This window comes from Aeromonas sp. 600886 (assembly GCF_049174935.1).
Taxonomy (GTDB): Bacteria; Pseudomonadota; Gammaproteobacteria; order Enterobacterales; family Aeromonadaceae; genus Aeromonas; species Aeromonas veronii_A.
Window position 1 is genome coordinate 1 of sequence record NZ_JAAKUB010000033.1, and the last position, 18,816, is coordinate 18,816.

13 protein-coding genes and 1 tRNA gene are annotated in these 18,816 nt (G+C 60.6%); 6 read left to right on the top strand and 8 right to left on the bottom strand.

The features are described from left to right. Position 1 precedes the first annotated feature (1 nt). Both G5179_RS19330 and plsY read right to left on the bottom strand, forming a co-directional pair. Positions 2-77 (bottom strand) — tRNA-Phe (locus G5179_RS19330). Between the two features lie 47 nt (positions 78-124). After that, entirely contained in the window at positions 125-787 is a 663-nt protein-coding gene (gene plsY / locus G5179_RS19335) for a glycerol-3-phosphate 1-O-acyltransferase PlsY (RefSeq protein ID WP_421258931.1), read from the bottom strand. A gap of 175 nt (positions 788-962) precedes the next feature. Here plsY and folB point away from each other — a divergent pair, with 175 nt between their 5' ends. The 3 genes from folB to G5179_RS19350 all read left to right on the top strand — a co-directional run bounded on the left by folB (position 963) and on the right by G5179_RS19350 (position 2,458). After that, positions 963-1,334, top strand: a complete 372-nt coding sequence (gene folB, locus G5179_RS19340) for a dihydroneopterin aldolase (protein ID WP_042053564.1) — start codon at positions 963-965, stop codon at positions 1,332-1,334. Continuing rightward, positions 1,334-1,843 (top strand): 2-amino-4-hydroxy-6-hydroxymethyldihydropteridine diphosphokinase, encoded by a 510-nt coding sequence (gene folK, locus G5179_RS19345; protein ID WP_107684303.1) that lies wholly within the window; start codon positions 1,334-1,336, stop codon positions 1,841-1,843. The genes folB and folK overlap by 1 nt, the downstream gene beginning before the upstream one ends. A 126-nt stretch (positions 1,844-1,969) precedes the next feature. Then, positions 1,970-2,458, top strand: a complete 489-nt coding sequence (locus G5179_RS19350) for a YbaK/EbsC family protein (RefSeq protein WP_158113362.1) — start codon at positions 1,970-1,972, stop codon at positions 2,456-2,458. Here the strand turns inward: G5179_RS19350 and mdtD are convergent. Together mdtD and G5179_RS19360 are read right to left on the bottom strand one after the other, a co-directional pair. Further along, on the bottom strand, positions 2,430-3,833 hold the full coding sequence (mdtD, locus tag G5179_RS19355) for a multidrug transporter subunit MdtD (protein WP_421258932.1): 1,404 nt from the start codon (positions 3,831-3,833) through the stop codon (positions 2,430-2,432). The genes G5179_RS19350 and mdtD overlap by 29 nt on opposite strands. Before the next feature lie 11 nt (positions 3,834-3,844). Then, a complete protein-coding gene (locus G5179_RS19360) occupies positions 3,845-4,453 on the bottom strand; it encodes a TetR/AcrR family transcriptional regulator (protein ID WP_005355070.1) in 609 nt (202 codons plus the stop codon). Positions 4,454-4,543: 90 nt separating this feature from the next. On the opposite strand from G5179_RS19360, the gene G5179_RS19365 reads away from it, so the two are divergent. After that, positions 4,544-5,644, top strand: a complete 1,101-nt coding sequence (locus tag G5179_RS19365) for an efflux RND transporter periplasmic adaptor subunit (protein ID WP_421258933.1) — start codon at positions 4,544-4,546, stop codon at positions 5,642-5,644. Next, positions 5,641-8,748 (top strand): efflux RND transporter permease subunit, encoded by a 3,108-nt coding sequence (locus G5179_RS19370; protein WP_421258934.1) that lies wholly within the window; start codon positions 5,641-5,643, stop codon positions 8,746-8,748. The genes G5179_RS19365 and G5179_RS19370 overlap by 4 nt, the downstream gene beginning before the upstream one ends. Here the strand turns inward: G5179_RS19370 and G5179_RS19375 are convergent. From G5179_RS19375 to G5179_RS19385, 3 genes are all read right to left on the bottom strand, one after another. Next, complete coding sequence (locus G5179_RS19375) at positions 8,733-9,860, bottom strand: CobW family GTP-binding protein (protein ID WP_201938585.1); 1,128 nt, start codon at positions 9,858-9,860, stop codon at positions 8,733-8,735. The genes G5179_RS19370 and G5179_RS19375 overlap by 16 nt on opposite strands. A gap of 9 nt (positions 9,861-9,869) precedes the next feature. Beyond that, on the bottom strand, positions 9,870-11,264 hold the full coding sequence (locus tag G5179_RS19380) for a D-arabinono-1,4-lactone oxidase (protein ID WP_421258935.1): 1,395 nt from the start codon (positions 11,262-11,264) through the stop codon (positions 9,870-9,872). A 162-nt stretch (positions 11,265-11,426) separates the two neighbouring features. Beyond that, positions 11,427-13,013: an EAL domain-containing protein gene (locus G5179_RS19385; protein WP_005355079.1), complete on the bottom strand. Its 1,587-nt coding sequence runs from the start codon at positions 13,011-13,013 to the stop codon at positions 11,427-11,429. 577 nt (positions 13,014-13,590) lie between these two features. Here G5179_RS19385 and G5179_RS19390 point away from each other — a divergent pair. Then, the gene (locus G5179_RS19390) at positions 13,591-16,008 is read left to right on the top strand and encodes a GH92 family glycosyl hydrolase (protein WP_216954456.1); all 2,418 of its coding nucleotides are present in this window, start codon (positions 13,591-13,593) and stop codon (positions 16,006-16,008) included. Positions 16,009-16,115: 107 nt separating this feature from the next. Here G5179_RS19390 and acnB read toward each other — a convergent pair whose 3' ends face one another. Further along, positions 16,116-18,713, bottom strand: coding sequence for a bifunctional aconitate hydratase 2/2-methylisocitrate dehydratase (gene acnB / locus G5179_RS19395; RefSeq protein ID WP_421258936.1), 2,598 nt, complete (start codon positions 18,711-18,713; stop codon positions 16,116-16,118). Positions 18,714-18,816 lie beyond the last annotated feature (103 nt).

Below are 18,816 nucleotides of genomic sequence, written 5' to 3' on the forward strand. Positions count from 1 at the left end.
TTGGTGCCCAGAGACGGAATCGAACCGCCGACACGGGGATTTTCAATCCCCTGCTCTACCGACTGAGCTATCTGGGCGTGGGCGCTATTAAACGGATTTTAAGGCGGATGGTCAACGGGAAATTTCACTTTTTGTCTCGTTCGTCTCTTTTTTGCGCAGCATCGTCCATTTCTGCCACTTCCTCGGCACAGGCCGCACGTTTTCGCCCCCAGACTCTGGGTTCTTCCCCCTTGAGCAGGCGGGAGATGTTCTCGTGATGGCGGAGCAGGATAAGGCAGGAGAGCAGCGAGACTGGCAGGGTATATTCGGGTTTGAGCAGGTAGGTAAAGAGCGGCGTCAGCAAAACGGTAATGATGGAGGCCAGCGAGGAGTAGCCGCTCACCAGCAGCACCAGCAGCCAGGTGCCAATCACGGCGCCCCCCATGGTAAAGCCGATGGGCAGCATGGTACCGAGCGCCGTCGCCACCCCCTTGCCGCCACGAAAATGAAAGAAGAGGGGGTACATATGGCCGAGACAGGCGGCGACCCCGATAAAGCCGAGGTAGACGGGTTTGATCTGCAGATACCAGGCGAGATAGACGGGAGCCGTCCCTTTGAGCACATCGAGCAGCAACACCACCAGTGCCGCCATCCGACCGCCGAGGCGCAGCACATTGGTAGCTCCCGGATTGTGGGAGCCGTGGTCACGGGGATCCGGCAGACCGGTGCAGCGGGAGACCAGCACAGCACTGGATAGTGAACCACCCAGGTAGGCCAGAATAATCATCAAAATCGTCAGGGCCGTCATCTTGGTCGTTTTTACCACGATATGAATGGGGTATGATGCGGGCCACATTCTCTGGCGCTGGCTTGGGCTTGCCCAAAAGCGTGTCGCCCAAACCGACCGCGCGGCAAACTGCTTGCCGAGCCTGCATCCCTGCGCTGTCATCACAGCCCATCAAGAGTAAAGAAGAAGTACAGTCATGGACAAGGTGTTTATTCGCGGACTCGAAGTTTTGACCACCATAGGTGTATATGAGTGGGAGAAGGGCATTCGCCAAAAGCTCCGTTTTGACCTCGAGATGGGGTTCGACAACCGCCCCGCGGCAGCAACCGACGACATCAATCTGGCACTGGATTATGCCGACCTCTCCAACAAGATTTGCGAGCATGTCACCGGCAAAGTCGTTGAGCTGGTCGAGACCATGGCCGAGCAGGTTGCCATGCTGGTGCTCGCCGACGAGCGGGTACAGTGGGTCAAGGTGACCCTCACCAAGCCGGGCGCCGTGCCCAATGCCGCCGGGGTCGGCGTCGAGATCCTGCGCCATCGCACACCAACTGCGAGCAGCAACTGATGACCACCATCTATATCAGCCTCGGCTCCAACATCGAGCGAGAGCGCCATATTCGCGCCGGGCTCGATGCCCTGCACGCCGAGTTTGGCGAGCTGCGGGTCTCCCGGGTATTCGAGAGCGAGGCGGTCGGCTTCAACGGCCGCCCCTTCTACAACCTGGTGGCGGCTGCCGAGACCGATCTGCCGCTGACCACCGTCTGCCAGCGACTGCGGGCCATGGAGTTCGCCCACGGCCGCGAGCCGGATGCCAAGAAGTTCGCCCCGCGCACCCTGGATCTCGATCTGCTGCTCTATGGCGATCTGGTCTGCGACACCCCGCTGGTGCTGCCGCGCGGTGAAGTGCTCACCAACGCCTTCGTGCTCTGGCCACTGGCCGAGCTGGCCCCCAAACTGCGCCACCCCGTCGATGGCCGCACCATGGGCGAGCTGTGGCAAGCCTATGACAAGGCCTCCCAGCAGCTGTGCCCCATTCCCTTTCACTGGGAAGCGTGCGAATTGCAGCATCACTGATCCGCAAGGGCGCCTCACGGCGCCCTTGTTGTTTGCACAGACAGGGTTGCTTATCACGGATAAGAAAGTGTCATTGGGCCTGACCCTGCGAGGCTGGCAGGATAGCGCCCACTACAGGAGAACCCCATGCCACTCGATACCATTCACCATTTCAACTGCCAACTGCTGGCAGAACTGCCCCACCAGCGCTATGAGCATGAACCCATCCTCGACTACGCCACCGATGAAAAGGTCAAGGCCCGCCTCGGCTGGCAGGCGGAGTTCAGCAAGACCCTGTTTCTCAAGTTCAAGGATGGCCGCTTCGCCCTGCTGCTGACCCACAGGGACGGACGGCTCGACAACAAGGCGGTCAAGGCCGCACTCGGTGCCAAGCCCTCCATCTGCACCGCCGAAGAGATGCAGGCGGAGATCGGCTGCCTGCCGGGGGCGGTTTGCCCCTTCCTGCCCCGTGCCGATATTCCGCTACTGGTGGATCCGCAACTGCTCAACCACACCGCCTTCACCTGGACTCCGGGCCACCCGGAGCAGACCTTTCTGCTGGCGACCGAGCATCTGGCCGAAGTGCTGGCGCAGCTCCCCTGCCAAGTCAGCTATCTGCCCGCCCCGATGGCGTAGCCCCATCGCGCGCCAGCTGGGCGAAGATCAGCGCCGCCAGCATGGAGAGCAGGCCGACACAGAGGTAGGTAAGATGGAACCCGGCCAGCCACTGGCCGTTGGCCGCTGAGGTACCCGCCGAGAAGAGCCCGAGCAGGCTGGCGGCAATCGCCACACCCAAACTCATGGAGAGCTGCATCACCACCGAGAGCAGACCGTTGCCACTGCTGGCCAGGGTCGGGCTGAGATCTTGCAGCGTGAGAGTGTTCATGGCGGAGAACTGCAGCGAGTTGATGGCGCCGAAGATCGCCAGCCAGCCCAGCAAGACCCCGTAAGGGAGCTGGTTGTCGATAAAGTAGAAGCTGGCGATCATCGCCCCCAGCAACAGGGTGTTGCCGATCAGAATGCGGCGATAGCCCACCTTCGGAATAAGCTTGTTCACCAGCGTCTTGGTCAGCATGGCGCCAATCACCGTTGGGATCATGGTCATCCCCGCCTTGCTCGGCGAGAAACCGAGCCCCAACTGCAGAAACAGCGGGGTGAGGAAGGGCATGGCGCCGCTGCCGAGGCGGGCAAACAGGTTGCCCCAGATGCCGATGGCAAAGGTGGCGGTCTTGAACAGGCTCAGGCTAAAGAGCGGCTGCGGTGCATTGGCGGCATAGAGCCAGTAGCTCGCCATCGCCGCCAAGCCGAAGATCAGTGCAAACAGCGCCCAACCGGTGGAGATGCTGTGCTCCCCCAGACCCTGCAAGCCGACCGACACCAGCACCATGCCGACGCTGAACATCACAAAGCCCTGCCAGTCGAACCGGGCGGTCTGCTGCCGCAGCTCCGGCATAAAGTGCCAGCTGGCGATAAAGCCGAGCAGCCCCACCGGCAGGTTGATGAGAAACACCCAGTGCCAGCTCGCCACTTCCACCAGCCAGCCACCGAGCGCCGGCCCCATCAGCGGGCCGAGCAGCCCCGGGATGGTGACAAACGACATCACCCGCAGCAGCTCGTGCTTGTCATAGACCCGCAGCACCGCCAACCGTCCCACCGGCATCAGCAGCGCACCGCCAATCCCCTGAAGCACACGGGCGGCCACCAACATGGAGAGCGAATTGGAGGCGGCGCAGGCGAGCGAGCCGAGGGTAAAGAGCGAGATGGCAGCCAGATAGATGCGGCGGGTGCCGAATCTGTCGGCCAGCCAGCCGGAAGCCGGGATCAGCAACGCCACCGTCAACATGTAGGCAATGATCACCGACTGCATCTGCAGCGGGCTCTCCCCCAAGGTCTCGGCCATGCTGGGCAGGGCAGTGTTGAGAATGGTGCCATCCAGCGCTTGCATAAAGAAACCGACCGCCGCCAGCAGGGGCAGCCACTTGCGCTGGGCATCTGTCACTGTGTGGCTCATTGCCACCTCCATTATTTTTGCGGGGGAGCGGCGGCGGTCAGGAAGAGATCGACACAACTCAGGGTCCAGGCATCCTGCTCGGCAGCACTCTGGGTCAATGGCAGACCCAGCTCACGGAGCATGCGCTCCTTGCCCTGCCACATCAGCAACAGCTGCAAGGCGGCCTGTTCGCTGTCTTGATGGCAAAGCAGGCCTTGCTGCTTCTGCTGCTCCAGCCAGTTGGACAGCATCTCGGTCACATAGAGCGGGCCCGCCTCGAAAAAAAGGGTGGCCAGCTGGGCATCGTTGCAGCTGATGCAGGTGCGAAAGATATTGATGGCATCATCGCTCAGGATCAACTTGCGAAAGCTGCGACCAAAGGCAATCAGACTCTCCCGTACGTTGTTGCCACGCAGCAACACCTCCGGCATCAGCTCGCTGCTGACGCACTTGCTGCCCACCGCTTCGGCAAACAGCGACTCCTTGTTGGCAAAATGGCTGTAGACCGTCTGCTTGGAGACGCCCGCTTCACTGGCCACCATGTCCATGCTGACCAGATGCAGACCGTGCTGACAGAAGAGCCGCCCGGCAGCATCGAGGATCGCAGCCCGCTTCTGCTGACTACGGGGTGAAATGTTCATTTTTCCTCCACAATCAAACTGGACAGTCTAGTTTCGGAAAACTAGACTCACCGGTGTGATTTGATGTTATGTCAACCAGAGGATGATGTCATGACACTTTGCTTAATCCTGCTGGCGCTGTTACTGAGTGGCTGCAGCCCGGTCACAGAGTCAGAAGAAACACCCGCCCTGACCCGGGTGATCGCCCAGCCGCTACAAGCCAGCGATCACTACCCGGTGCTGCACCGCTTCAATGGCCGGGTGATCGCCCCCGAGCACAGCCAGATAGGCTTCGAGCTTGCAGGGCGGATCGCTACCCTGCACAAGGGACGCGGAGAGCCGGTCGCGGCCGGCGAGCTGCTCGCCACACTGGATACCCGGCTGCTGGCAGTGGAAGCCAAAGAGCTGGCCGCCCTGGCTGCCCAGAACGAGGCCGAGCTGACCCTTGCCCGGCAGACGCTCGACCGGCTCACAGCTCTGCGCCAGCAGCAGTTCAGCTCCCGTCAGGCGCTGGATGAACAGCAAGGCAAAGTCCGCATGCTGGAGGCAAGCGCCAACCAGCTGGCCGCCGCCCTCGAAGCCAACCGGGTCAAACAGGAGAAATCACAGCTGCGCGCCCCCTTCAACGGGATCGTAGTCAGCCGCGAGCAGGCATTGGGGGCCGTGGTGGCCGCAGGCCAGCCTCTCTTCTCCCTGACCCGCAGCGGCCAGTGGGAGGCCGATATCGGCGTGCCGGTGAAACAGGCCGAGTCCCTGAGCGTCGGCCAACACTACCCCCTGCAAAGCGGTGCGCAATCACTGGAGGGGCGCCTGCTTAATCTGGGGGTACAAGTGGACGGGCAGACCCACACCCGCACCGCCCGCTTCCAGCTGACCCGGGGCGGCGAACAACTGGCAGAGGGGCAACTGATCACCCTGTTGCATCAGACCCGCGAGCCCACCCGCGCCTACGAGGTACCGCTCACCGCGCTGACCCAGGGATTGCGCGGCAGCTGGACCCTCTATCTGCTCAACGACGAAACGCCACCCCGGGTGGTCAGTCGGGACGTCACCCTGCTGCAGCAAGATGGCGAGCGGGCCTGGATCAGTGGTGCCCTGAACGGACAGGAACAGCTGGTGACCGATGGCCTGCATAAACTGGTACCGGGCCAGCAGGTCACCCTGACAACCAGCGTGGAGCATCAGGCAGGCCATCCGGAGCCACAGTCATGATCCGCCCGTTTATCGAGAATGGCCGCCTGCTGCTGTTGACGGTCGCGCTGCTGCTGACGGCCGCCCTTGCGGCATTGCAGACCCTGCCCAGAACCGAAGATCCCCAGCTCACCAGCCGTTTTGCCAGCGTAGTTACCCACTTCCCCGGGGCCAGCGCCGAACGGGTGGAAGCGCTGGTGAGCGAGCCCATCGAGAACCGGTTGCGGGCCCAGAGCGAGATCAAGCTGATCGAGTCGAGCTCTCGCCCCGGTCTCTCCATCATCAATCTGGAGCTCAAGGATGAGGTCAGCGATGTCGAGCCTGTCTGGTCCAGAGTCCGTGACCGGCTGGCAGATCTTGCCGCCGGGCTGCCAGCCGGCGCCAGTGCCCCCAAGCTGGATGACGAGAAGGGCTATCCCTTCACCCGGCTGGTCAATGTGGTCTGGCGCGGGCCGGGCCAGCCGCAGCTGGATCGCCTCGCCCGCTACAGCGCCGAGCTGGAACGCCGGGCTCGCCAGCTGCCGGGTACCGAATACGTCGAGCGGGTCGGGGCACCGCAGGAGGAGATCGAGGTGCGGTTCGATCCCCTCGCCCTCAGTGCCAGCGGCATGAGTGGCGAACAGCTTGCCCAGGCGCTGAGCGGTGCCGATGCCAAAGTGGCCGCCGGGGAGTTGCAGGGCAGCCACAATCGCTTTCAGGTAGAGATCCGCGGCGCCCTCGATACCCTGGAGCGGATCCGCCAGATCCCGTTGCGGACCGGCGAGCAGGGCCAGACCCTGCGCCTTGGCGATCTGGCCGAGGTAAGACGTACCCTGCACCAGCCGGAGAGCCAGCTGGCCTTTGCCAATGGTGAACGGGCCGTGGTGGTCGGCCTGCGCATGGCACAGGATCACCGCATCGACCTCTGGTCGGCACGGGTCGACTCCATGCTGACCCAGCTGCAACAGGACTTGCCGGATAATATCGGCCTCGTCACCAGCTTCGATCAGCAGCGTTATACCGATCAGCGGCTCGATACCCTGCTGCTCAACATTGTGCAGGGCTTCCTCATCATAGTGGCAGTGCTGCTGGTGACCTTGGGAGTCAAGGCCGCCATTATCGTGGCCCTGTCGCTGCCACTTACCGTGGCGTTCTCTTTCGCCTGCATGAACCTGATCAATTTGCCCATTCACCAGATGTCGGTCACCGGTCTGGTGGTGGCGCTCGGGATCATGGTGGACAACGCCATCGTCATGGCGGATCGGGTGCAGTATCAGCGCCGTCACGGCATGGCCATGAGTGCCGCCGCACTGGAAGCCATCGGCCACCTCTGGCTGCCACTGCTGGGCTCCACCCTCACCACCATGCTCGCCTTTATGCCGATCATTCTGATGCCGGGCCCGGCGGGCGAGTTTGTCGGCGGCATCGCCTGGGCGGTGATCTGTTCGCTGCTGGGATCCTACCTCATCGCCCACACCCTGGTGGCTGGCCTCGCAGCCCGCTGGATTGGCAGTGACCAGGGGGGACGCTGGTATCAGGATGGCTTGCACCTGCCCCGGGTGAGTGCCCGTTTCCAGCAGAGCATCGCCATGGCGCTGGCTCACCCCTGGCGAACCCTGCTGTTGGTCAGTCTGCTGCCCCTGCTCGGTTTCTGGGTGGCGGGCCGCCTCACCGAACAGTTCTTTCCCCCTGCCGACCGGGACATGATCCACATCGAGGCCAGCCTCTCCCCACAGGCGAGCCTGACGCGCACCCGCGAGCTGGCACTGGGGATCTCCGCCGAGCTGGCCAGCCTCCCCGAGCTGGTTCGTCAGGACTGGGTGGTGGGCGACAACGCCCCCAGCTTCTACTACAACCTGGTGCCCAGAAAACAGGGGCGGGCCGATTACGCTCAGGGGATGATCACCCTGCAGGATGCCGATGCCGCCGAGCGGCTCATTCCACAACTGCAGCAGCGGCTCGATGCAACATTTCCCGAAGCGCAGATCCTGGTGCGCAAGCTGGAGCAGGGGCCGCCTTTCAATGCCCCGGTCGAGCTGCGGCTGTTTGGCCCCGACCTTGAACAACTACACCGTCTGGGAGAGGAGCTGCGCAGTCTGCTCGCCAATACCCCGGCAGTGGTGCAGACCCGCGCCACCTTGCAGGCAGGGGCCCCCAAACTCTGGTTGCAGGTCGATGAGGAGGCCGCCCGACTGGCAGGCATGAGCCTGACCGATGTTGCCTCCCGGCTGGCGGGCGCACTGGATGGCAGGTTGGGCGGCACTGTGCTGGAAGGCACCGAGTCAATCCCGGTTCGGGTGCGACTGGCCGAGCCCTTGCGTCAGGATCCGGATGCGCTGCTCAATGTGCCGCTGTCGCTCACCGGCACCGGCCAGCAAGGGGCAGCCAATCTCACCTTGCGGGCACTGGCCACTCCCGAGCTGCTGCCAAGCTGGGGGGAGATCAGCCGTCGGGATGGTGAGCGGGTCAATGTGCTGGAGGCCTATCTGGCGGTCGGCGTACTGCCGCAAACCGTGCTGGAGCAGGTAAAAGAGAGGCTGGCCGCCAAGGCGCTGGCATTGCCGCCGGGCTATCGACTGGAGTTTGGCGGAGAAGCCGCCAAGCGGGATGAATCGGTGGGCAATCTGATGGCGCACGTCAGCTTGGTCGCCGTGCTGCTGGTGGCCGTGCTGGTGCTCAGCTTCAACTCGTTCCGGCTGGCAGGCATCGTCACCCTGGTGGCGATCCAGTCGGCTGGGCTCGGGCTGCTGTGGGTCTGGCTGCTGGGCTACCCCTTCGGGTTTACGGTGATCATCGCCCTGCTGGGACTGATGGGGCTGGCCATCAACGCCGCCATCGTCATTCTGGCCGAGCTGAAGGCAGACCCGCTGGCACAACAGGGCAATCTGCCGCAGATCCGTGATCTGGTGGCCGGTTGCAGCCGCCACATCGTCTCGACCACCATCACCACAGTGGGCGGCTTCATCCCGCTATTGCTGGGGGGCGGCGGCTTCTGGCCACCCTTTGCCATCGCCATCGCCGGTGGCACAGCGCTGGCGACCCTGCTCTCGTTCTACTTTGTGCCGGTGGCGTTTGTGCTGTTCAACCGTCGCCGTCCTGACCCGATGCAGGAGAGCTGCAACGCGCAAGATCAGTTGTCGGGCTGACCCAGCATGGCTTTGAGCCGCTCTTCCAGAGTGGGCTCGGGGGCCTTGAGGGTCGCCATAAAGAGCTGCTCGATACCGGCCTTGTCCTGACTTTTCACGATAAACACCAGTCGGGACTGGGCCTTGCCCTCCGGCCACTCACCCAGTGCCTGCAGCGGATAGAGCTGACCGTGGACGCCGTGGATCACCACCGGCTGGCTCTCCCCTTCCAGCTGCAAGATCCCCTTGAGGCGCAGCAGGGCATCGCCATACTGCGCCTGCACCGCATCGATGGCGGCCAGCAGACGAGAGGGCTTGAGCGGCTCGCCGATACGCAGGGAGAAACTCTCGATGTTGCCGTGCTCGAAGTGGGTAGGCGCAGCTGTGCCCACCTTGGCGGCGAACGGTTGCATCTTCGGCTGCATCGGTGACGCCAGCCCCTGCTTGGGGGATTCGGTGCGCAGCCAAGCAAGCAGCTGGCGCACATCGCGCCCCGCCGCTTCGTTGTAGGCGCCGAGCTTCTCCAGCACCGCTGGCGACAGTTCACCATTAGTCACCTGCTGGATCGGGGCCGCCGGATTGAGTGTCGCCAGCTGGGCTTCGACCCGTGCCAGCTGCTCGTCATCCACCAGATCGCCTTTGCTCACCACCAGCAGATCCGCCAGCGCCACCTGTTTCACCGCCTCATACTGGGCCGCCAACTGCTGCTCGATATGACCGGCATCCACCACGGTGACAGTGCCATCGAAGCGGTAGCGCTGGGCTATAAAGCCCTCTTCGCGCAGGGTAAAAAGCACGGGAGCAGGATCGGCCAGACCAGTGGTCTCGATAATCAACCGCTTGAACGGTTTGATCTTGCGCTGGATGGCCTTCATAAACAGCCCCTGCAGCGCCTCCACCAAAGAGCCCTGCACCGAGCAGCAGATGCAGCCGGAGTCGAGCAGCATAACCTGCTCATCCACCTGTTGCACCAGATGGTGATCCAGCCCCACCGAGCCGAACTCGTTGATCAGCACGGCGCACTCACCGAGCTCCGGCTGCTTGACCCAATGGTTGAGCAAGGTGGTCTTGCCGCTGCCGAGAAAGCCGGTCAGCAGGGTCACTGGGATACGGGTATCTTGCATATCGGTCATGTCAGATCCTTACCGGTTGGCAAACAGGTCGCTGAGCCAGCGGTTTTCAAAGCGGCCGTGGGGGTCGAGCTCGGCTTTCAACGCCACGAAGTCGTTCCAGCGCGGCAGCAGGGCCGGAAAGTCGTAGAGATCCATCGCCAGATGCTTGCCGAAGTGGGGGATGCCGCCAAGGGGCGCCAGCAGTTGCTGCAGCTCGCGCATCTGCTCCATGGAGCCGTTGACGAAGGTGCCGTCCGCCGCCAGATAGACCAGAAAACCGATCCAGCAGACCGGCTGGCCGTAAGCGGCGCTGAGCCAGGCCTCGGAAGGGCCGGTACAACGCAGGATAAAGGGATAGTGCAGCACGCTCGGATTGGCCTGCTGCCACGCCTGCAGGGTCTCCAGCGCCTCGTTCATCCGATGCAGCGGTACCGCCACCTCACAGTTGATCTGGGGGGCCGGGATCCCCTTGCAGAGGATCTGGTAGACGTTGCCCACCAGATCGGAGGCATCCTTGAAGCGGCGCACCGTCTCGAAGTGCTCGCCAGCCAGCGCCTCATCCTTGGTGTCTTTCGCCATCTTCTGCAAAGTGGCATCAATGGTGGCATTCATGCGGGCGTCGATATCGCCATCCAGCAGCAGCGGCTCGCTGCCACCGGCGCGGTAGCGGGCCACCTCCTCATCGGAGGCGGGATCCACCAGCCAGATGTGACTCTCGCCGGTCCAGGCAAACCACCAGCTCTTCACAAAGCCGTGCTCGCGGTTGAGCCGCTCGTTGTGTGCCAGGAGGAAGGGATAGTCGGTGGTGAACTTGGTGCAGCGCATGATGCGGTTGGGCACGGTACGCAGGGTGACGTCGAGCAGGATGCCGAGCATCCCCATCCCCATCACGAAGGCGCCGAAGCGCGGATCGGTGCGATCGACCCGGATGATGTCGCCACTGGCCAGCATCACCGTCATCGCCTCCACCGCATCGCAGAGGGCAGACTGGTGCAGCCCCTGACCGTGGGTGCCAGTGCTGAGGGCGCCGCCCAGGGTCTGAATGCCGATAACCCCAGGGGAAGCCGGCAGCATCCGCTCCATGGCGATCAGCTCGGCATAGACGGTATCGAGCGGCGTCCCCGCCTGATAGGTCACGGTATCGGCCGTTTTCGCCAGCTGGCCGCGCAGGTGGTGCAAGTCCACCAGCAGCGCCTGACTGCCCTCGGCATAGACGCTGTGGATGGGTTCGAAAGAGAGGCCGGAGCCGATAAGGCGCAGCTTGCGCTCGGGGTGTTCCCGCAGCAGCGCTTGCAGCTCATCGCGGGTTTTCGGGCGCCACACCTGATCCAACGCCCCGAGGGGATTGGTTCTCGACCAGTTGAACAGCACCTCCCGATTACCAATCGCCTTGATGCTGTGAAATGCCTGGAACTGAACCGTCATACCGCGCCTCATCTTTTACTGACGTCAAAATGAGCGCCGATTCTACCGAAAAGCGAGCCACAAGGCATGGAAAACAAGCCCCTGCACTCGAGGGGGGATAGGGAGAGAGCACTCCCCTACCCTGCCAGACGGGAACTTGTCCGCCCGTCTGTCACCGATAAATCAGGTCGCATTCGGGATGCCTCGCACCCCATCTGGCTGGCGGGTCTGCGCCTCTTCCGGCAGCAGCTCCTCACAGAACTGGCGCAGCGGCATGGGGCGGGCAAACAGGTACCCCTGCAGATAGTCGACCCCTTTGGCCCTGAGGTAGTCAGCCTGACGCTCGCTCTCCACCCCTTCCGCCACCAGCGCCAGACCGAGCCGGGTCGCCAGATCGATCACGTTGTCCACGATATGTTCCGAGAGCGACTCGGTACCGATGCGGGCGATAAAGGATTTGTCGATCTTGAGGTAATCCACATGAAACTGCTGCAGGTAAGCCAGGCTGGAGTGGCCGGTACCAAAGTCGTCGATGGCAAGTTTGACCCCCATCTCGTCCAGCTGGCGAAACAGGGAGAGGGTCTGGGGATCTGACATCAACAGCTCCCGCTCGGTCAGCTCCAGCACCAGTACCACCTTGCCGGGGAGGAAGTGACCGAGAAAGGCGCGGCACTCGGCCAGCAGGGCAAAATCGTGACAATGGGCGGCGCTGATGTTGAAGCTGATATGAAACCCGTCGGGCAACTGCTCCTGAGAGCGGTTCAACCTTGTCGCCACCTGTTTCATGATATGGGTGGTCATGGGAACGATCAGTCCCGACTCCTCCGCTTGGGGAATAAAGAGATCGGGCCGGATCACCCCTTCATTGACATGCTCCCAGCGCATCAGCACCTCGGCGCCCATCATCTTGCCGTCGTGGCTGGCAATCAGCGGCTGCAGATAGGGAACAAACTCCCTGGCCCGCAGGGCCCGTCGCAATTCATCTGTTGGCGAGCCGGGACGCCCAAGCACCCACCACACCAGCCAGGCCAGCAAAAGCGAGGAAACAGCCAGCCACGACAGCGCCACATGCCGCGCGGCCCACAGCGACTTCCAGTAGACCGGCATGGCATAACCGGCATGGATGGTGAAAGGATAATGGGATGATGTGAGGGCCTGGCTGATCCCGCGATGGAGGGTGGGCGCCTCGCTCAGATAGCGGCCCGACTCATTGAGCCAGGCCGATCCCACCTGCAGATAGAGCGCACTGGATTTTCCGCTCATGGAGAGCATGAAGCTGAGCTGGGTACTGTCGATGGCGCTCAAGGCGGCATCCTTTCCCTGCTCGGTGCGCACTACCAGCAGCGGGTGATTTTGCCGCACCCGGTTGCCACTCATCAGCAACAGCTTGCGGCCGGTATAGATGGAGCCGTCATCGGCATCATTGGCCTCACCAAACAGCGAAGTGCAATTGATGATGCCGTTTCGCACCAGATTGACCGAACGCAGGAAGGGCTCAATGGCGACCTTCTTGCGCAGCACCAGCAGGTTGTCGCGACAGGGAGCATTCACCAAGGGCAGCACGGAGCGATTGGCCTGCTCCGCATGATCCAGCATCGACTCCATCAGGGTTCTGGCCTTGTGGGCCGAGGCGCTGGATTCCGCTTTCAGCTCCTGCACATAATTGCTGTGGATGAGCCAAGCTCCCACCAGCAGCGGCAGGGTAAAGACCAGCAAGGCACCGCCGAAGCGTAACCCGGTTCGGGAGAGATCGATCCTGAACAGAAACATAAAGAACCACGCCGCAATTCGTCGGGCCAGCCCGCACAAGCCAAAGAAAAAAGAAGTTAACTCACACCGATAGCAAAGCACTATTTTCGCGACCGGTCATAACCAGACAACATAACGTAAAGCGTGTATAAAACGAACTATAAGGTTTACTCAGGAATGAACGCTGCAGCAAAAGGCCCCGAACGGTTCAAACTCATCTGACGCATCTTCTGCTCTTGCAATCCATTTCCCAACCGTCCCGCAGCAAAGGTTAACTACTTGCCGGAAAGGTTCACTCTGCCAGTTGGAAATAACCTAGAAAAACCTTCCTGAATAGCATTGGTGATCTAATTCACACTACTGAATAACCGTCATAATAATCCAGTAAATGCAACATAATTAATCTACTCGTTCAATCAACATACTCTTAATATCAACTCACCAAAACAAAGAACATCAAATGATGATATTTGCCAACCATTAAACTCACCTGTAGATATTGGAATCCTATCCATAACCACATCAACCGTTGCCAAATATTGGCGAAGAAAGATATTGCACAATCATAAATGATATAACCTTGCCAAGGAGTCAGGTCATGAAAAGTAAACTAACGCCACTGGTCATAGCTCTCACCATAGCACTATCTGGCTGTGATAGTGATTCGACCACCATTTCTGACAACGTTCGTCCGACACCTGATAAATCGCTCATCCGGTATATAAACCCATTGATCGGCACCGGTGCAGATGGCCATACCTTTCCAGGAGCCGTCTACCCGGGTGGGCTGGTGCAGCTCTCCCCTGATACAGAGATGGAGGGGTGGGGCTCTGCGGCAGGTTATTTTGACCATGGCAAGCGATCAGATATTCCAGTTTATGGCTTCTCTCACACCCATTTGTCAGGCACTGGCATTACTGATCTTGGTGATATTCTAGTTTTGCCGTTTACCGATAAAAACGACACTACTTACAACACATTTGACAAATCCAATGAACAAGCAGAGGCGGGCTACTACTCCGTCATTCTTAACAATGGAAAAATCAAGGCAGAGTTAACAACGTCAGCCCGGGTTGGATATCACAAATATACCTTCACCAAAGGCAGCACCCCTGCAATTAAAATCGACCTTGATCATACCCTGAATAAGAGCTGGGGTAATCGTACCACTATTGGTGATATCGAGTTTGTCGATGAATACACCATTCGCGGCAAGCGCAGTTCGGATGGCTGGGCCAATAACCAGCACATCTATTTCTACGCAAAATTCAGCCAGCCAGTGGTCAAAGCCAGCATCGTTGTCGATGGCGTAACAACCGAAACGACCTTGACACAGGATGCATTCAGGGGAACTAAAACCATCGCATATCTGACTTTCAGCCCCAGTGAACAACCACTCGAGCTGAAGGTCGGGATCTCCCCCACCGGGGTTGAAGGGGCACAGAAAAATCTGGAAACCGAGGTGCCGGGTTGGGGTTTCGAGGAGCAGGTAGCCAGCAACCAGCAGGCTTGGCATGGCGAGCTGGAAAAAGTGAAAGTGAGGGGGGGCACTCAGACTCAAAAAGAGATCTTCTACACCGCCATGTATCACTCTCAAATTGCACCGATGATCTTCCAGGATGTGGATGGCAAGTACCGCGCCATGCGCACTCAGGAGATCAAGGATGCCGGGGCCATCCCCAACTACTCCGTCTACTCCATGTGGGACACCTTCCGGGCCCAGCATCCGCTGCAGACCATCATCAATCCCCGCAAAGCAGAGGAGTATGTCAACGACCTGATCCGCAAGTACAAAGATGGCGGCATTCTGCCCAAGTGGGAGCTGCACGGTCACTACACAGGCACCATGATAGGCTTTCCTGCTATCTCCATCATCGCGGATGCCATGGCCAAGGGCCTGAATGTGGATCCCCAGGAGGCGTTGGAGGCTGCCGAATTTACCGCTCGCTATCACAAAAAGGAGGAGTTCCCCGACTGGACCGAAGACCAAAACATCGGCGCAGCCAGCATTGCCCAGCTCGAGGTTTATGAGCAGAACGGCTATGTACACTGGGGATATTGGAACTCCGCCTCCTACACTCTGGAGTTTGCCTATGGTGACTGGGCTCTCTCGGAAATCGCTCGTATGGCGGGCAACAACAAGGTTCAGCAGGAGTTTCTCAAACGCTCGGACAACTACCTGTACCACTGGGATGCCAAGACTGGTTTCTTCCGCCCCAAAAACCACCCTGACAGCTGGAACCCGCACCGCCCGGCAAGTCAATTCAATCAGCCAGTCGATGAAAAATCACCTGACTGCAAGCTGGAAATGGTCAACAAGCCGGATGGTACCAGCGTAGAGATGCGCGTCTGTCCGCTATTGCCGTTTGATCCCTACTATGTGGACGAGTTCGCCTACACCGAGGGCAACAGCTGGCAATGGAAATTCCAGCCACTGCATGCCTTCCAGTGGCTCAAACAGGAAGTGGGTGGAGAAAAGGGTCTGCGCGAGGATCTCGATGAACTATTCAATGCCCGCTCATCAAACACCGGGGAGGTCTTGCCTGATCTGACTGGCTATATCGGCCAGTACATGCATGGCAATGAACCATCCCACCATATCCCCTACCTCTACAACATGACCGATGAACCGTGGAAAACTCAGGAGTATCTCGATCGGATCATGAACGAGTTCTATACCACCAAGCCAACGGGCCTGATCGGCAACGAAGACGTGGGGCAGATGTCAGCCTGGTACATCATGTCGGCCATGGGGTTCTATCAGGTGACCCCTGCCTCCCTGCACTACAGCATCGGCCGCCCACTGTTCGATGAGGTGACGATCGCGGTGAAGGACGGGACCTTCAGGATCACCGCCGACAACAACAGCCCTCACAACAAGTACGTGAAGTCTGTCACCATCAACGACAAGCCGCTATCGGGGGATCTGACCTTCGAGCACAGCGAGATCAGGGCCGGAGGGGAACTTCACTTCGTTATGACTGGTGACAAGAGAGAGGCGATGACCCGACTCTAACCGTCCGTATGAATGCAAGATCCCCATAAATGAAAAATGCCGCGTAGCTACGCGGCATTTTTATTGGCCTACACAGAGCCCCTGAAAGGGCTCTCTCTGCCATTCACTCAGACAGCTTGTTGCAGGATCACCGCATCGGCCTTCTTGGTGTAGGAGGCGATCTCGTTGAAGTTGAGGTAGCGGTAAGTATCTGCCGCAGTGGCATCGAGCGCCTTGGCGTACTGCAGGTACTCCACCACGGTCGGGATCTTGCCGAGGATGGCGGCAACGGCGGCCAGCTCTGCTGAGGCCAGATAGACGTTGGCACCTTTACCCAGACGGTTCGGGAAGTTACGGGTGGAGGTAGAAACCACGGAGGCCCCTTCCGCTACCCGCGCCTGGTTGCCCATGCAGAGGGAGCAGCCCGGGATCTCGATGCGGGCACCGACGCGACCAAAGATGCCGTAGTAGCCCTCTTCGGTCAGCTGATCCTTGTCCATCTTGGTGGGCGGTGCGATCCACATACGGGTCGGCAGCTCGCCCTGATACTTCTCGAGCAGTTTGCCGGCGGCACGGAAGTGACCGATGTTGGTCATACAGGAACCGATGAACACCTCGTCGATCTTGTCGCCAGCCACGTCGCTCAGCAGACGGGCATCGTCCGGATCGTTCGGCGCACACAGGATCGGCTCCTTGATGGTGGCCAGATCGATCTCGATGATTTCGGCGTACTCGGCATCCTTGTCCGCTTCCATCAGGGTCGGGTTGGCCAGCCACTCTTCCATCCCCTTGATGCGACGGGTGATGGTGCGCACGTCACCGTAGCCTTCGGAGAGCATCCATTTCAGCATCACGATGTTGGACTTCAGATACTCGATAATCGGCTCTTTATCCAGCTTGATGGTGCAACCGGCAGCGGAGCGCTCGGCGCTGGCGTCCGCCAGTTCGAATGCCTGTTCCACTTTCAGGGTCGGCAGACCTTCGATCTCGAGGATGCGACCGGAGAAGATGTTCTTCTTGCCCGCTTTCTCGACGGTCAGCAGCCCTTTCTGGATGGCGGCGTAGGGGATGGCATGGACCAGATCACGCAGGGTGATGCCCGGCTGCAGCTCGCCCTTGAAGCGCACCAGCACGGATTCCGGCATGTCCAGCGGCATCACGCCGGTAGCGGCGGCGAAAGCCACCAGACCGGAGCCCGCCGGGAAGGAGATGCCGATGGGGAAACGGGTGTGGGAGTCACCACCGGTACCCACGGTATCCGGCAGCAGCATGCGGTTCAGCCAGGAGTGGATGACGCCGTCACCCGGACGCAAGCTCACACCGCCGCGGTTCATGATGAAGTCCGGGAGGGTGTGGTGGGTCTGTACGTCGATGGGCTTGGGATAGGCCGCTGTGTGGCAGAAGGACTGCATGGTCAGATCGGCGGAGAAGCCGAGGCAGGCCAGATCTTTGAGCTCGTCGCGGGTCATCGGGCCCGTGGTGTCCTGGGAGCCGACCGTAGTCATCTTGGGCTCGCAGTAAGTGCCCGGGCGAATGCCCTTCACGCCGCACGCCTTGCCCACCATCTTCTGGGCCAGGGTGAAGCCTTTACCGGTATCGGCCACCGGCTGCGGGCGACGGAATACGGTAGAGAACGGCAGCCCCAGCGCTTCGCGGGCCTTGTCGGTCAGGCCGCGGCCGATGATCAGCGGGATACGGCCACCGGCGCGCACTTCGTCGATCAGCACGTCGGTTTTCAGTTCAAACTGCGCCAGCACCTGTTCGGTGCCGTGTTTGCAGATCTTGCCGGCATAGGGGTAGATGTCGATCACATCGCCCATTTCCAGCTTGGAGACGTCCACTTCGATAGGGAGTGCGCCGGCATCTTCCATGGTGTTGAAGAAGATCGGGGCAATCTTGCCACCCAGACAGACACCGCCAGCGCGCTTGTTCGGCACGAACGGAATGTCGTCACCCATAAACCAGAGCACCGAGTTGGTGGCGGATTTACGGGAAGAACCGGTACCGACCACGTCACCCACATAGGCCAGCGGGAAGCCTTTCTCTTTCAGGGCATCGATGGTCTTGATGGGGCCGACGGCGCCATCCTTGTCCGGGGTAATGCCGGGACGGGCGTTTTTCAGCATCGCCAGCGCGTGCAGCGGAATGTCCGGGCGGGACCAGGCGTCCGGTGCCGGAGAGAGGTCGTCGGTGTTGGTTTCGCCAGTCACCTTGAACACGGTGACGGTGATCTTCTCGGCCAGCTCCGGGCGGGAGAGGAACCATTCGGCATCAGCCCAGGACTGCATCACCTGTTTGGCGTGGACATTGCCCGCCTTGGCCTTCTCTTCCACGTCGTGGAAGGAGTCAAACATCAGCAGGGTGTGGGAGAGCCCCTTGGCGGCAAGCGGCGCCAGGGTGGCGTGATCCAGCAGGTCGATCAGCGGTTGAATGTTGTAACCACCCTGCATGGTGCCCAGCAGTTCAACGGCTTCGGCGGCAGTCAGGATGGGAGAGTGGGCTTCGCCCTTGGCGACGGCGGTGAGGAAACCGGCTTTGACATAGGCCGCTTCATCAACACCGGGGGGAATACGGGAGGACAACAGCTCTTTCAGAAAGTCTTCTTCGCCAGCGGGCGGGTTCTTGAGCAGCTCAACCAGGGCGGCGACCTGCTCTGCATCCAGAGGTTTGGCAACCACGCCCTCGGCGGCACGTTCTGCGACGTGTTTACGATATGTTTCAAGCACGACTAATTCCTCTTTGGTCTTTTTTTGGGGTTCGCCCAGGCTCGCGGCGATCGTCCTTGCGGGACACCCCGTAGGGTGCTCCCCACTATATAAGTTTTAACGA